Origin of the sequence: Aedoeadaptatus ivorii (assembly GCF_900638585.1) — a bacterium.
Classification (GTDB): domain Bacteria; phylum Bacillota; class Clostridia; order Tissierellales; family Peptoniphilaceae; genus Aedoeadaptatus; species Aedoeadaptatus ivorii.
Genome location: NZ_LR134523.1, coordinates 967,053 through 982,066, shown reverse-complemented (window position 1 = coordinate 982,066; position 15,014 = coordinate 967,053). Strand labels below are relative to the sequence as shown.

14 protein-coding genes and 3 tRNA genes are annotated in these 15,014 nt (G+C 53.9%); 15 read left to right on the top strand and 2 right to left on the bottom strand.

Annotated elements, in window-relative coordinates:
* Positions 1–105 precede the first annotated feature (105 nt).
* Genes amaP through EL294_RS04950 form a run of 3 tightly spaced genes read left to right on the top strand, consistent with a single transcriptional unit; the run spans position 106 to position 1,566 of the window.
* Entirely contained in the window at positions 106–666 is a 561-nt protein-coding gene (gene amaP / locus EL294_RS04960) for an alkaline shock response membrane anchor protein AmaP (protein ID WP_126465581.1), read from the top strand.
* A gap of 4 nt (positions 667–670) precedes the next feature.
* Positions 671–1,000, top strand: a complete 330-nt coding sequence (locus EL294_RS04955; protein ID WP_126465580.1) for a DUF2273 domain-containing protein — start codon at positions 671–673, stop codon at positions 998–1,000.
* A 17-nt stretch (positions 1,001–1,017) separates the two neighbouring features.
* Entirely contained in the window at positions 1,018–1,566 is a 549-nt protein-coding gene (locus EL294_RS04950) for an Asp23/Gls24 family envelope stress response protein (protein ID WP_126465579.1), read from the top strand.
* 30 nt (positions 1,567–1,596) lie between these two features.
* Here the strand turns inward: EL294_RS04950 and EL294_RS04945 are convergent, their stop codons facing one another.
* Entirely contained in the window at positions 1,597–2,061 is a 465-nt protein-coding gene (locus tag EL294_RS04945) for a DUF4364 family protein (protein ID WP_164715233.1), read from the bottom strand.
* An 88-nt stretch (positions 2,062–2,149) separates the two neighbouring features.
* On the opposite strand from EL294_RS04945, the gene hpt reads away from it, so the two are divergent.
* The 7 genes from hpt to EL294_RS04910 all read left to right on the top strand — a co-directional run bounded on the left by hpt (position 2,150) and on the right by EL294_RS04910 (position 6,069).
* Positions 2,150–2,674: a hypoxanthine phosphoribosyltransferase gene (hpt, locus tag EL294_RS04940; RefSeq protein WP_126465577.1), complete on the top strand. Its 525-nt coding sequence runs from the start codon at positions 2,150–2,152 to the stop codon at positions 2,672–2,674.
* Complete coding sequence (locus EL294_RS04935) at positions 2,622–3,500, top strand: CPBP family intramembrane glutamic endopeptidase (RefSeq protein ID WP_126465576.1); 879 nt, start codon at positions 2,622–2,624, stop codon at positions 3,498–3,500. Before hpt ends, EL294_RS04935 begins: the two co-directional genes overlap by 53 nt.
* Positions 3,501–3,512: 12 nt before the next feature.
* The gene (locus EL294_RS04930) at positions 3,513–4,244 is read left to right on the top strand and encodes an SIR2 family NAD-dependent protein deacylase (protein WP_126465575.1); all 732 of its coding nucleotides are present in this window, start codon (positions 3,513–3,515) and stop codon (positions 4,242–4,244) included.
* Positions 4,237–4,977, top strand: a complete 741-nt coding sequence (locus EL294_RS04925; protein ID WP_164715232.1) for a class I SAM-dependent DNA methyltransferase — start codon at positions 4,237–4,239, stop codon at positions 4,975–4,977. The genes EL294_RS04930 and EL294_RS04925 overlap by 8 nt, the downstream gene beginning before the upstream one ends.
* Positions 4,978–4,979: 2 nt before the next feature.
* Positions 4,980–5,855 (top strand): Hsp33 family molecular chaperone HslO, encoded by an 876-nt coding sequence (gene hslO, locus EL294_RS04920; RefSeq protein ID WP_126465573.1) that lies wholly within the window; start codon positions 4,980–4,982, stop codon positions 5,853–5,855.
* Between the two features lie 60 nt (positions 5,856–5,915).
* Positions 5,916–5,991 (top strand) — tRNA-Phe (locus tag EL294_RS04915).
* A 3-nt stretch (positions 5,992–5,994) separates the two neighbouring features.
* Positions 5,995–6,069, top strand: a tRNA-Gly gene (locus tag EL294_RS04910).
* A 79-nt stretch (positions 6,070–6,148) separates the two neighbouring features.
* On the opposite strand, the gene EL294_RS04905 is transcribed toward EL294_RS04910, so the two are convergent.
* Positions 6,149–6,222, bottom strand: a tRNA-Cys gene (locus tag EL294_RS04905).
* 149 nt (positions 6,223–6,371) lie between these two features.
* On the opposite strand from EL294_RS04905, the gene pheS reads away from it, so the two are divergent.
* From pheS to EL294_RS04880, 5 genes are read left to right on the top strand one after another with little or no spacing between them, the layout of a single operon-like run.
* Positions 6,372–7,394 carry a phenylalanine--tRNA ligase subunit alpha gene (pheS, locus tag EL294_RS04900; protein WP_126465572.1) on the top strand — a complete coding sequence of 341 codons (1,023 nt, stop codon included), beginning with the start codon at positions 6,372–6,374 and terminating at the stop codon, positions 7,392–7,394.
* An 8-nt stretch (positions 7,395–7,402) separates the two neighbouring features.
* Complete coding sequence (pheT, locus tag EL294_RS04895; protein WP_126465571.1) at positions 7,403–9,799, top strand: phenylalanine--tRNA ligase subunit beta; 2,397 nt, start codon at positions 7,403–7,405, stop codon at positions 9,797–9,799.
* A 10-nt stretch (positions 9,800–9,809) separates the two neighbouring features.
* On the top strand, positions 9,810–10,367 hold the full coding sequence (locus tag EL294_RS04890; RefSeq protein WP_126465570.1) for a cell division protein ZapA: 558 nt from the start codon (positions 9,810–9,812) through the stop codon (positions 10,365–10,367).
* Entirely contained in the window at positions 10,354–12,615 is a 2,262-nt protein-coding gene (locus tag EL294_RS04885) for a peptidase U32 family protein (RefSeq protein ID WP_126465569.1), read from the top strand. The genes EL294_RS04890 and EL294_RS04885 overlap by 14 nt, the downstream gene beginning before the upstream one ends.
* Positions 12,616–12,625: 10 nt before the next feature.
* Positions 12,626–15,007 carry an endonuclease MutS2 gene (locus tag EL294_RS04880; protein WP_126465568.1) on the top strand — a complete coding sequence of 794 codons (2,382 nt, stop codon included), beginning with the start codon at positions 12,626–12,628 and terminating at the stop codon, positions 15,005–15,007.
* Positions 15,008–15,014 lie beyond the last annotated feature (7 nt).

The window sequence follows — 15,014 nt, the reverse complement described above, 5'->3', positions numbered from 1 at the left end:
AATATAAGCCCTTTCTGACGAATCCCTTGTGTAAGCGGCCGATATATCGGGTAAAAGACATGTGTAAATAAATGATTCAACACACTGTGCTGAGGGGAGGCTTAAATGAGAAAAGGTAAAAAGGCATTGGACATCGTCATTGCCCTTATACTTCTCGTCTTCGCCTATGTTTGCTTCTTTTCGATTTACGGCAATTTGATTGGAGCCGACGCGGTACAGCAGAATCTTCTTTCCTATTTAGGTAGGGATTGGGGATTCTATGTACTGGCGATCCTCGCCGCGATCACCGGCGCCTATGCGCTGTTTCTCCTGCTCCGTGCACTGTTTACGGCGACCCGGGAGCATAGCGTGCGCATTCGCCAAAAGGACGGGGAGGTCTATTTGACCGAATCGTCCGTAGAATCCGTGGTCGAGGCATCTGTACGCAGATTTCATCAAGTGTCCGTGCCCCGAGTCGCGGTCAATATCCGCGGCGGAAGCAATCCTACGGTACGCTCGAAAATTGCGTGTAAGGTGAAAGGTCAACACGATCTGAAACTCCTGGCGAGACAAATCCAGGAACAGGTACGAGAAGATCTTGAACAGTATGTAGGTTTTTCCGTAGGGGATGTCGAAGTGACATTCGCGGATCCCGATGCGCCTTCGACGGAAACGGTCGCGGGGTGATACTATGAGACTGTATACACGAGATCCGAACAATCAATTCAGCTATCTGGGGGACTACGACATCGTGCCCTCCGGAAACGGACAGAATGCAAACCGGGGCGGACAGGCAGCAAAGCGCGGCCTGCTCGACAACGAACGAAATCGCTTTTACCTGAGAAGATACGGAAAGACGATTTGGGGAATGCTGATCGGCCTTATCATCGGAATCTTGTTTTTGGCGATCGGGTTTTTCCAAACCCTGCTCCTGGCGATTCTGATGGCGATCGGCTTTCTCATCGGCGGTTTCTTCGATAGAAATCCCGTCGTCATGCGATTTATCAACAATTTGGGTTAACAGAAAGGGTGTAAAGAATGGCTAACAACGAAAAAATGAACAATCAAGTCAACGACAATGCGGTAAAAAATGCCCCCAACGTCGGCGGTGAAGAAGCCAGAGATCAAGATTACAAGGACTCGTTGGTATTCAACGATGCCGTCGTAGAAAAGATCGTTGCCCTGGCAGCCCGTGAAATCAAAGGCGTGTTGGATCTGAAGGGCGGATTTATCTCCGGCATTCAAGAAAGCTTTAACTTTGGAGACGACGAAACCAAAGGCGTCGATGCGACCATTGACGACAAGGACGCCGTACTCGATGTAAAGATGATTCTCGAATTCGGCCAATCCGCGCCCCGCATCTTCGAAGAATTAAAGCAATACGCTACCAAGCAATTGGAATTGATGACCGGCCTGAATTTGGTCGAACTCAATGTCGAAGTGGTCGACGTGATGACCCGCAAAGACTTCGAAGAAAAGAAGAAGAACAATATCGGCAATCAAATCAACAACCAATTTGCAAACAATCCCCCGCAAAATGTAAGGACCGAATACCCCACCTACGCACCGAATACCCCGCGTTGGTAAGTGGAAGATAGGCAAGAAAAAGCGGACAGCTCAGCTGTCCGCTTTTTCGATGGTCGCAAGTACCGCCTCGATCAAAATTTCTTCCGATACACCCGCGCTTTGGGCATAAAATTCCGATTCCGGGAGCGTAAGGGCGATTTTTAGCGCGCCATCTTCCGTTTTGGATACCGTCACATAGCCGTTTTCTTCGCGCAGGTCGTAGGCAATGCGCGGTTTTTCGATCTGCGCCAAATCTTCTGCGTCCAGATTTTGAGAGAACATGGTGAGGATGCGTTCGCCTTCTTCGGTTAAATAGAGCAGGCCTTGGCTTTCTGCCAGTAGGCCGGATTCCGAAAGTTCCGCGATATATTGACAAAGGAAAAAATAATTGATTCTGCCTTCTCGCAAGATATCGGCGGTCAGTGCCGTTCTTTCCACCGGCGCCGGTCGCCGCATGATATAGGCCAAAATATATAATTTGTCGGACGCCAAGTTCCGTAGATTTTCACGATTCATTTCATCACCTTCTCTGATTATACCATTGATCGTGAACAAGCGTCTTTCCATCTGATATAATAGGTTCAATACAATGAAGGAGGATCCAATGGAAAAACGTGAACGGATACTATATGACAGAGAGACGATTACCGAGCGAATCCGGGAGTTGGCCGCGCAACTCGACGCACATTACGAAGGGCGAGAGATCCTCGTCGTCGGCTTGCTGCGGGGCGCGTTCGTATTTTGTGCGGATCTCGTGCGGGAGATGCAGAGCAAAGTCGAGGTCGATTTTATGTCCACATCCAGCTACGGAAACGACGAGGTGAGTTCGGGCGACGTTCAAATATTGGGCGGTTTACGGGCCGATGTGAAAGACCGCGACGTGTTGATCGTCGACGATATTATCGACACGGGAAGGACATTGATGACGGTGACCCGCGCCATCGAAACCATGGGACCGCGATCGGTAAAAAGCGTCGTCATGTTGGACAAACCCTCCCGTCGGGAAGTGGATTTTTCCGCCGATTGGACCGGATTTACCATCGACGATGTATTTATCGTAGGATACGGGCTGAATTATGGACCCTATTACAGAAACAAACCCTACATCTATACGTACGAAGAAGATTAAATATCTTCCCCTGCTGTATGTCCTCGTAGCCTGTGCCGTTGTTTTTCTCGCCACCGGGCCGGTGCTGGGCAGGCTCCACCCCCTCTGGGGCATTGTGGCGACGGAATGCATCGCCATCGCCGTTCCGGCCTTTGTTCTACGCACGCGCCTGCCCTTATATCGGCCGAAGAGAATCGGCTACGGCGAGGTCGTGGTTCTTACGCTCGCGGTCTTTCCGATCATACTTCTGATCAACGGCCTCTTTCTGGATTTTCTTTCGGAGTATGTGGTTTTGCAAAACCGAAACCTAGAGATCTTGCGGGAACAGGAGCCCTTATGGGTGCAGCTATTGACGCTGGCGGCTTTTCCCGCCGTGTTCGAGGAGTTGTTGTTTCGCGGCGTGGTATGCGAGGTGTTTTCCCGGCGAAACCCGCTGGGCGGGGTGGTATTTTCGGCGGCGCTATTTGCACTCTTTCACTTCAGTTTGCAAAACAGCCTGGCGCCCTTTCTCTTCGGCCTGGTGCTGGGTCATATCTATCTGCACGGTGGTCTGTTGCCCTCAATCCTATCTCACTTTGTCTACAATGTCGCGTCCGTGCTCTTGATCCGCCTCTTTAACGAAGAGTGGATCACCGCGTTTTCGGAGCTAACCCGTGCCGCACGCCTGGGCGGGGCGGAAAACGGCATTACCCTGATCCTGATTCTGTGTTGCGTTTTGAGCCTGATCCTGATTTTGCGCCGGTCGCGCCAGCGGCCCCCGAGCGGGGGCGAAAAGCTCCTTCGAAACAAAGAGCCGATTCCCGTCCTCTTGCTGACGATTCTGTATTTGATTGCGATCTTTTTATAGGAGGTTATGTATATGGACAATTTTGACAAAGCCAAAGCGCTCTTAGAGAACGCGAACTATGCGATCTGTCTGACCGGCGCCGGCATTTCGACCGAATCCGGCATTCCCGATTTTCGAAGCGACAGGGGGTACTACAATACGATGATTCCCGAGGAGGCTCTCTCTGTGGGCGTACTCGAATCCGATCCCGAGCGCTTCTATTCCGAAGGCTATCGGATCATTCAAGATCTCGAGGGCAAAAAGCCCAATCCCGCCCATATTGCTCTGGCACATTTGCAAAAAGCGGGGATTATTCACGAAATCGTCACCCAAAATATCGATGATCTGCACCAACAGGCAGGTGCCGAGAATGTATTGCAGGTGCACGGCGACGCGTCCAGCGCCCGCTGCACGGTCTGCGGGAGGGAGATGGATTTTGCCGCCTTCGACGAACTGGTACAACAAGGCGACATTCCGCCCAAATGCCCGAACTGCGGCCACACCATGCGGACCAATGTGGTGCTGTTCGGCGACGCCATGCCGCCCGCCTTCGATGCGGCGATGCAGGCGGCGGAACGCGCCGATGTGATGATCGTGGTGGGAAGTTCCCTGCAGGTGATGCCGGTGGCGTACTTGCCGCGCATGGCGGAGCATCTGATTTTGGTCAACAAGGGAACCACGCCCTACGACTATCAGGCGGATGTCGTGTTTAAGGGTGCGGCAAGCGATGTGCTTGTCGAATTGGAGCGTAGGATCCTTGGCTGATTACGAGGTATTCAGCCGCATCTACGACGAGGTCATGGACAATTACGACTATGACCTCGTATTTCGTTGGCTCGAGGACTTGCTCCGTCGCCACAAAGTCGAAGTGCGGACGATCTTGGAAATGGCAATGGGGACGGGAAAGCTCACTGAGCGCTTGACGGCCTTGGGGGAAGTGACGGGCTTCGACCGTTCTCCTGAAATGCTTTCGATCGCCTACGGCGCGCTCTACGGCGATCCCATGGTGACGATGCGTAGGGCGGATCTGCGGGACTTCGATCTTCGCCGTAACTTTGATTTGATTGTCTGTCTTTGCGACGGGTATAATTACCTTCCCACGAAAAAAGATCTCTCGAATTCCTTCGAACGCGTGTATGCCCATCTGCGTTCGGGCGGGCTCTTTGTATTCGACATGAACACAGCCTACCGTTTTTCGGAAGAATACGGCGCATACCGAGAAATTCGGGAAGGGGACGACTATTTTCTGACGTGGGAGAACGAATACGACGAAGTGCGGCGCGTAAATCGCTACGACGTAAATATCTTTTTCGAGACCCGAGACGGCCTATACGAACGCGCCCGGGAGGTGCACAAGGAGTACGCCTATACCCGCGAGGAGATCGAAAACCTGCTGCGAGAAAACGGCCTGCATCGTATGGAGACATTGGACGGTTATACCCATAAGCCCGCCACGGAGACGTCGGGGCGGGTATCGTATGTGGTGATAAAGGAGTAAGTATGAACGATATTTGTATTCGGGCCATCGAAGAGAGCGGCCTGTTCAAAGTACACGTCGCCGTGGGCACCGAACTGGTGGAGACGGCGCGGATAACCCATCAGACCTCTGCGACGGCGACGGCGGCGCTGGGCCGCAGTTTGCTGGCGGGCGTTTTGTTGCGCAACAAACTCAAGGGCGAAGACGAATCGCTTACGCTGATCATTGACGGCGATGGGCCGGGTGGAAAGATCGTCGTCACCGGCAGAAATAACGGATATGTGAAGGGATATATCGACAATCCCTCGGCGGATCTTCCGACCCGCGCATCCGACGGCAAGCTCGACGTGCGCGGCATCGTAGGCACCGCGGGAACCCTTACGGTGACGATGGATTTGGGGCTGAGGGAAGCCTACACGGGAAAAGTCGCTCTGGTAAGCGGAGAGATCGGCGAAGATGTGGCGCAGTATTTGTACCAGTCCGAACAGATTCCCTCGGCGGTGGGCCTGGGCGTATCCGTCAACGAAGATCTGTCCGTGCGTGCGGCGGGCGGGTTTATCGTCGAAGTGCTGCCGGGCGCATCGGCATCGCAGATCCGAGAACTCGAGACCACGCTTAAAGACGTGCGTTCGGTGACGGAGTTTATCGAACAGGGGCTGGACGCCGAGGGCATTCTGCATGCGTTGCTCCCGAACTACAACTTGCGGGAATTGGAGCGCAAGGAAATCGCCTATGTATGTGAATGTTCCAGAGAAAAGGTGGCGGAATCTTTGGCCGCGCTCCCCGATTCGGACATCCGAGAAATGATCGAAGAGGACGACGGGGCCGAGGCGCGATGCCATTTCTGCAACCGCTCATACCACTTCGACGGGAAGGAACTGAAAACTTTTCTCTCGTAGATTATAAAATTCTTGACAGACATGTTATAGTTCTGTAAAATGGAAAAAGGTCGTTGACCTGCCCAGATAGCTCAGTCGGTAGAGCAGTGGACTGAAAATCCACGTGTCGCTGGTTCGATTCCGGCTCTGGGCACCATTTGCGGAAGTGGCTCAGTGGTAGAGCATCGCCTTGCCAAGGCGAGGGTCGCGAGTTCGAATCTCGTCTTCCGCTCCAGCAAAGCTCGGGTTTCCCGGGCTTTTTTTGTATCCCGTTCTTGCGCACAAAAAAATCGTCGTGGATTTCCACGACGATTTGGAGGCGACATCCAGATTTGAACTGGAGATAAGGGTGTTGCAGACCCGCGCCTTACCACTTGGCTATGCCGCCCCGCCTCTTGACTTTACAAGTATAACACAATCTTTACAGTAAAACAAGAGAATTTTCGAAATGGCAAAATGCCGTGCTGAATTCTCGGAAAAGACGCATTGTATGGTATAATTAACCATTAGATAAATTGGTAAAAATAGGGGGTTATCATGAAAGAGTTGTTGCAAACATTGCGAGCGGATGCCCTAAAAGCCATCGAGGGCGCCGCATCCGAAGAGGAACTGGAAAAGATCCGGCTGCAGTACTTCGGCAAAAAGGGAGAGCTGACCCAAATTCTCAAGGGATTGGGCAAGCTCCCCAAAGACGAACGACCCGTCATCGGCGCATATGCCAACGAAGTTCGGGAATTCGTACAGGGCATCTGGGACGAAAAGGTCGAAACGCTGAAAAAGGCCGCCTACGAGACGCGCATGGAAGAGGAATATCTCGACGTGACCTTGGATGCGGGCGATCTTAGAATCGGCCATCGCCATCCGCTTCTTGCGACGAAAGAAGAGCTCGAAGACCTTTTTGTAGAGATGGGATTTACCGTGGTGGACGGACCGGAAATCGAAAGCGTGGCGAATAACTTCGACGCACTCAATTCGCCGAAAAACCACCCGTCCCGCGACAAGAGCGACACCTTTTATATCGACGACGATACCCTCCTCAGAACACATACATCGCCGATGCAGATTCGCGCCATGAAAAAATACGGCGCGCCCTTGCGCATCGTAAGTTCCGGACGCGTATTCCGTTTCGACGACGTGGACGACACCCATTCGCCCATGTTTCACCAGTTTGAAGGGCTGGTCGTCGACAAGGGCGTAAGCCTTGCGAATCTGATCGACACCTTAAATGTCTTCGTGCATGAAATGTTCGGCGACGATATGCAGATTCGCTATCGTCCGCACAACTTCCCGTTTACCGAGCCCTCTACCGAAGTCGACGTCACCTGCCACGCCTGCCACGGCGAGGGGTGCCCGGCTTGTAATTTTACGGGCTGGAGCATGGAACTGTTGGGCGCCGGCGTGGTGCATCCCAATGTACTCAAAAACTGCGGCATCGATCCGGATGTATACAGCGGATTTGCCTTCGGCATGGGGGTCGATCGGATCGCCATGGTGAAATACGGCATCACCGATATCCGGCTGATGTTTGAAAACGACGCCCGTTTCTTGACGCAATTCTAGGAGGAAGTATGTTATTACCCAAAGCATGGCTGGAAAAATACGTAGAGATCGAAGGCTCCACCCGCGCCCTCGCCGACCGCATCACTGAGACTGGAAGCCACGTGGAATCCATCGAAAATCGAGGCAAAGATATATCGGGCGTCGTAATCGGCCGCATCGAAAAAATCGAAGCCCATCCCGACGCGGACAAACTCGTCGTCTGCCAGGTCGATGTCGGCACAGATACGCGGCAGATCATCACCGGTGCAAAAAATGTCTTTGAAGGCGCACTGGTGCCCGTCGCGCTGGACGGCGCAAAACTCGCCGGCGGTATGGAGATCCACGAGACCGAAATGCGCGGCGTAAAGAGCTGCGGCATGATGTGCTCCTTAGAAGAAGTGGGCTTTGACGCATCGGTGGTGCCCAAGGAATCGCGCGACGGGATTCACATCCTAACCGCCGACTGCAAGCCCGGGGACGATTATACGAAGATTTTGGAGCTGGACAAAGAAGTGATCGAACTCGAGATCACCCCCAACCGTCCCGACTGTCTGAGCGTGGCGGGCATGGCGATCGAAACCGCCGCGTCCTGTGACAGCGAACTGCACCTGCCCGAGATCTCGGTCGTCGAAGACGGAGAAGTGGCGATGAAAGACAGATTTTCAAAGCTCGATGTGCAGACGGAAAATGCGCCGCGGTTTTACCTGCGCATGCTCACCGACGTCCAAGTGGCGCCTTCCCCCCAATGGATGCAAAACGACTTGATGGCCTCCGGCGTGCGGCCCGTGAACAATATCGTCGACTTGACCAATTACGTAATGCTCGAGCTGGGCCAACCCCTCCACGCCTACGACCTGGCGGCGCTGGACGGCGACGGCATCGTCGTGCGCATGGCGGAAGAAGGGGAGCGCATGACGACGTTGGATGAGGAGGAGCGCATCCTCACCCCGAGCGACATCGTCATCGCCGACGGATCGGGCGTTATCGGCCTTGCCGGGGTAATGGGCGGTGCGATGAGCAGCGTCAATTCCTCTACGCACACCGTCATCCTCGAAGGCGCGAACTTCTCCGGCGAACATATTCGAAAGACTTCGAAGCGCTTGGGTCTGCGTTCCGAAGCCTCCACCCGCTTTGAAAAGGGCTTGGATCCGGAAACCGCAAAAAGAGCCGTGGACCGCGTGGCACAACTGGCGGTGGAAATCGGCGCCGCCAAGGTGGCAAAGGGCGCCTTGGATCACTATCCCCATCCCGTCTCTCCCAAGACGCTCGAGGCGTCCGTATCTCGCATCAACGGTTTATTGGGTACCGCGCTTTCGGGCGAAGAGATGGAGAAGATCCTCGAATCTCTATTGATCGACGTAGAACGAAATGAGGACACCTTGCGGGCGACGATCCCCACTTTCCGCGGCGATCTAAATATTTGGCAGGATCTCGCCGAAGAGGTGGGCCGCATTTACGGCTTCGGCAATATAGAGCCCAAGCCGCTTACTGGTACTTTGACCCGAGGCGGAAAGAGTCCCTACCGACGCGCGGAGAAAAAGGCGCGGGACATTTTGCTCGCCGCCGGCTACGACGAATTTATGACCTATTCGTTTATGGGGCCCTCCGCCTACGATCGGATACGCCTTCCCGAAGGGCATCCTCTACGCGACAGTGTGCGGATTATGAACCCGCTGGGAGAAGAGTATTCGATTATGCGGACCACATTGCTACCGAATATGCTCGATATTTTTGCGAAAAATATCAGCTACAAGAATTCCGCGGCATACGGTTTTGAATTTGGCAACGTCTTCTCCAAAGAAGATGACGGCGAAGGCCTGCCGAAGGAATCGGTAAATCTTTCGATCGGCTTTTACGGCAAAGAGGATTTCTACTTCCTTAAAAAGACCATAGAGACCTTGCTTTTTCGCATGGGCATCGGCGATCTGCGCTTCGTACAGGCGGAGGACTTTCCCTTGTTCCACCGCGGCAGACAGGCGCGGGTGTTTTCCGGCGATGCGGAAATCGGCATTTTCGGCGCCGTACATCCCGAATTGTCGGACGAAATGGGGCTGCGTCAAGAGATCTATATGGCGGAACTCGACTTTTCGCGCATCGTCGATGCGGCCGTAGAGGCCGTCACATACCGGCCCATCGCCCGATTCCCCGCCGTGGAACGCGACCTCGCCTTTGTCGTCGAAAAAAAGCTTCCCGCGCAAAAATTGATCGACTATATCGAAGAAAAGGGTACGGATCTATTGGAGGAAGTGCGTGTCTTCGACGTGTACTTCGGCAAGGGCATTGAAGACGGAAAGAAGAGCATTGCCCTAAAGATGTTCTTCCGCCACCAAGAGCGGACGCTCAAGGAGTCCGAGGTGACGGAGATTATCGACGCATTGATTGAGGGCATAGAAAGTACGTTTGACGCCAAGCTACGATCGGAATAAGGAGTGCATTATGGTTTCCAAACGCGTACAAGTAGAAATCGCAGGAATGACATTTCAGGTAGTGGGCGACGACGATGCCGACTATGTAAAGGGTCTGGCAAAAGATGCCAATCGTCGCATCGACGAGATCGAAAGAAACAATTATCGTTTAAACGACGTACAGGTCTATATTCTGACCTTGTTAAATGCATTGGATGCGATGCACAAAATGGAAAAATCGCAAAAAGAAGCGGACGCTCTGTCGCAAGAGGCCGGTGCATTAAAGGACAAGTTGGCGGAAATCGAAGCCTTAAAGCGCGATCTCGAAACGTCTCGCGAAGATGCCGCGACAGAGAAGGCGAAGATCGATTCCTTTGTCGCACAAGTGGCGGAACTGGAGACCGAAGAAAAAGAGCTGAAAAAAGCGCTCGATGAATTCCGCAGGAAGAATGAAAATCTGGACGGCGCTTTGTCGGAAAAAGACCGAAAGATCAAAGAATTGGAAGAGAAAAACTACGAGAGCCAAATGCGCATCGTGGATTTGAACAAGGAGATATACGTACTCCGTGGTGAAGATGAACAAAAATAAGACCGAATTGCTGGCGCCGGCCGGCGATCTCGCCGCGTTTTACGCCGCGATCCACAATGGCGCCGATGCGGTATATTTGGGCGGCAAGCGGTTTTCCGCCCGGGCAAGTGCAAAGAATTTTTCAGAAGAGGAGATGGCCGAGGCCGTCTCCTATGCCCATGTACGGGGAAAAAAGGTCTATGTCACGGCCAACATCCTGATTGCCGACGACGAATTCGAAGGCGCCGTGCGCTACGCAGAGGAACTCCATCGAATGGGCGTAGACGGGCTGATCGTGCAGGATATCGGCTTTGCCCGCGCCCTGTTCGAAATGGTGCCGGAGCTGGAGTTGCATGCCTCTACGCAAATGAGTGTGATGACGGAAGAAGGCGCCCGTTTCCTCGAATCCATGGGATTTTCCCGCGTCGTGGTGGGAAGAGAGATCGATCCCGCAGAGATCTCGAAAATTCGAAAGCACACCGATCTCGAAATCGAAGCATTTTGTCACGGCGCCCTATGCGTGAGCGTAAGCGGCCAATGCCTTATGAGCTCTTTGATCGGCGGAAGGAGCGGCAATCGGGGCAGTTGTGCCCAGCCCTGCCGAAGGACCTACGAGATCGTCGACGAAAGCGGGGCGGTCGTCTATGATCGCGGGTATTTACTGAGCCCGCGCGATCTCAATACCATCGATCGCGTCGACGAATTGCGAGAGGCGGGGGTCTATTCCTTTAAGCTGGAAGGGCGCATGAAAAGTGCCGAATACGTCGCCATGGTGAGCAGAAACTACCGCCATGCCCTCGACGGAGAAGATTACGCGGCCGAAGAAATGGCGCAGATGTTCAACCGGACCTATACGAAAGGGATCGGGTTTGGCGCATTCGGTCACGATCTGATCAGCACAGAACGGCCCAATCACCGGGGCGTGGAGATCGGAAAAGTTTCGGCGGACAAAAAAACCGTGCGCTGGAAGGTGCAGCCCGATGCGGACGATCTCCTGGAGTTTTCGGTGCATGGAGAAAAAAAGACCTATACGGTGCCGGCATCGGGTGTAGTCACGCCTTCTTTTTCCCCCGATCCGAACACAAAGATACTTCGGCTACAAAGTGCGCGGCTTCTTACAGAAGCGGCAAAGAGCACGCAGAAAGAGAGCGGACGGATTCCCCTTCGCGGAGAATTGTATATCGCCGTCGGAAAGCGGCCCGTGTTTCGGCTTGTGGGCCAAAAAGTCGTCGAGGCAATCGGAGACGATAGGATCGAAGTGGCCAAAAAAGCGGCAGTAGATCCGGATCGGATTCGAGAGAATCTGTCGAAGTTCGGCGATTCCATTTACTATTTGGACGCGGTCGATTTGCAGCTCGACGAAAAAGCGTTTGTGCCGATTTCTTTGGTCAATGGCCTGCGGCGCGAGGCGCTGATGCGCTACGAAGAAAAAGAGCTTCCTGCGGGTCTAAAAACAGCGCCGCTGCCCGAGATTCGCGTCAAGCCGCGGCCGAAAAAGACGCTTTTGACCGTAGAAATCGCCGAAGAACCGCAGATCTATCACCTACCCTATGATCAAATCGATCGACTGGAGTTATACTTTACGCCTTCGAAAGAGGCCGCAGATTTTTTGCGGCAAATAGCGTTGCCGGTGTATTTCAGCTTTCCCTACGAGACGCCGAAAGGGTTTTTCGACTGGGACGGATTGTTTTCCGGTGCGGTCGTTCAAAATCTCGGACAACTCGGTCGAATCCGCGGCGAAGAAGTGGCGGGAGAGGGGTTAAATATCTTCAATCGATACAGCTTCGACTATTTTGCGGCCCGCGGCGCACTGATGCCGTCTTTGGAATGTACGCGGCGGCAACTGGAAGACTTTACGATGCGATTCGGCCATGCGGGCGAGATTTTGTATTACGGGTATCCTCGGGCGATGAATGCCGTGCACTGCCCCATGAGCCTAAAAAAAGGCTGCGGAGCGAACAGAAACTGCTCGATCTGCGGCTATCGAAAGGGCTATGCGCTCCTCGACGAAAAGCGCGTCCGCTTTCCCTTTAGAAGAGTGGGCGATATGACCGAGATCTACAACAGTCTGCCCATCTATCTCGGGGACCGCAGCGCGCAGCTGATGACGCTTTCACCCTCGGCACTAAAGATTCGCAGCCGACTGGGAGAAGATGTGCGCCCGATCATCGAAGAGGCGCGCCGCGTGATCGAAGGCGAGCGCCCGAAGGATCTCGCGGTGCAAGAATTTACCCGCGGCCATTGGAACAGAGGTATATTGGAGGTTTAGAGGAGGAGATATGGCGAGAAGTATAGAAGCCATCCTTGAATTTCACGAAATCGTAAAGCGTTTGTTGGATCTCGCGAGTTCCGATATCGGAAAAGCGCGCATTTTGAAGATGCGCTTCTCGCAAGACGCCGACGAGATCGAATATATGCAGAAAGAGACGCAAGAGGCGCTTTCGCTTCTGATCACGCGTGCGGCGCCGCCCTTATCCGGCGCCCGTTCGGTGGCAAAGGCCGCCCACTACGCCTCTCGCGGCGGGGTGCTCGGGATCGATGAAATCTTAAATATCGGCGATTCCCTGCGCGGCGTATCGCGCATTCGAAAGTATATGGACGGGTCCAAAGGGGAAGAGGAAGAGTTGCCCTTTCCCATTATCGGCGGCATGGTTTCGGCGCTTTGGAGTCGGGGAGAACTCCGCGAAGCGATCGAATCGACCATTGAATCGGAAGATAAAATTTACGACGACGCGACGCCGCAGCTCAAACAAATTCGCAGAAATCTCGCCGCCAAGCGATATTCCGTGCGGGAAAAACTCCAAAACATCCTCAATTCCCAAGATCTGCAGCAATCCCTGCAGGACTCCATTGTCACCGTGCGCGAGGGTCGATACGTCGTCCCCGTGCGCCACGACGCCCGCAATAAGGTCAAAGGCCTAGTGCACGATATGAGCGCCTCCGGGCAGACGGTATATGTGGAACCCATGGCGGTGGTCGAAGCCAATAACGAAATCCGCGCTTTGGAACTCAAGGAACGCGAAGAGATTCGCCGCATTCTCGAAGAGCTATCGGCAGAAATCGGCGCGTATCCCGAGGAATTTGCACAGAACGAGCAGATCTTCGGCGATCTGGATTTCGTCTTTGCCAAGGCAAAGCTGGCCTCGGAACAAAATGCGATATTTCCGTCCCTTTCCAAAGGCCGCTATACCAAACTCGTCGGCGCGCGCCATCCGTTGATCGATCCCAAAGACGTCGTTCCGCTCAGCTTGGAAGTGGGCGGGCAACATCAGGGTCTGATCATTACGGGACCGAACACCGGCGGGAAGACGGTCAGTTTGAAGACGTTGGGGGTTATGGTGCTTATGACCCAATACGGTCTGCATATTCCCGCCGAGCCGGGTACGGTGATGGGGATCTACGAAGGCGCATATGCGGACATCGGCGACGAGCAGAGCATAGAGCAGTCCCTTTCTACCTTTAGCAGCCATATGGTCCATATCGTCGATATATTGGGTACCATAAACGACAAAAGCCTCGTCCTCTTCGACGAGTTGGGCGCGGGGACCGACCCCACCGAAGGGGCGGCGCTCGCGTTGAGCATTATCGAATACGTACTGAAAAAGGGCGCGGTTTTTATGGCGACGACCCACTATACCCAACTCAAGCTCTATGCCCTGACCCGAGAAGGCGTACAAAATGCGTCGATGGAATTCGACGTCGACACCTTGTCGCCGACCTATAGGCTGATGGTCGGCGTGCCGGGAAAGAGTAATGCCTTCGAAATCTCGGCGCGCTTGGGGCTTTCCGACGAGGTGCTCGCCGGGGCGAAGGATTTTCTGGAAAAAGAAGACATCGCCTTCGAGGACGTGCTTACCACGCTCGACGAGCAGCGCACCCGACTGGAAAAGCAACAGGCGGAACTGGTACAATTAAGGGCGCAGTATCGGGAAGAGGCCGATAAAGCGGCGCGAATGCGAAAGAACTTGGAACGCGAGAGAGGTGCCATCCTCTCGAAAGCGCGGGACAAAGCGCATCGCATTGTGAAATCGGCGCGAGAAGATGCGGACCTCGCCGTATCGGAAATCCGCACGCTGAAGCGGGATCTGGAGCGCGAAGAAGCCCAGACCGTGCAGGAAGCACAGGATATCCTTAGAGAAAGCGATCGCCGTTTGCGATCCAAGGACCGCGGCATCGTACTGAAAAAAGCGAAAAATCCTGCCAAAAAGCTAAAACCCGGCGACACCGTCTATGCGGAATCGTTGGGTGTGACCGCCACTGTCTTGGAGGGGCCCGACGACAAGGGCAATGTGAGCATTCAGGCGGGGCTGATGAAAATGACGCTCCCCCGTGCCGCGCTGGTTCTTCGGGAAGAGGAGCCACAGACGCCCAATATAGGCGGCAAGCGAGAAAAATTTTCTCAAAACAAGTCCAAACACGTTAAGACGGAATTCGACATACGCGGAAAGACCTTCGAAGAAGCGAAATCCGTGCTCGAAAAGGCGATCGACGACGGGTATCTCGCCTCTTTGTCGTCGATTCGCATCATCCACGGAAAGGGCACCGGCCAACTCCGTAAAAAAGTAAAAGAATATCTTAGAAGGCACCCCTCTATCGGCAAAGAGGAGGATGCCGATCCCGCCGAAGGCGGAAGCGGTGTAACCGTCGCACATTTCAGATAGGAGAGCA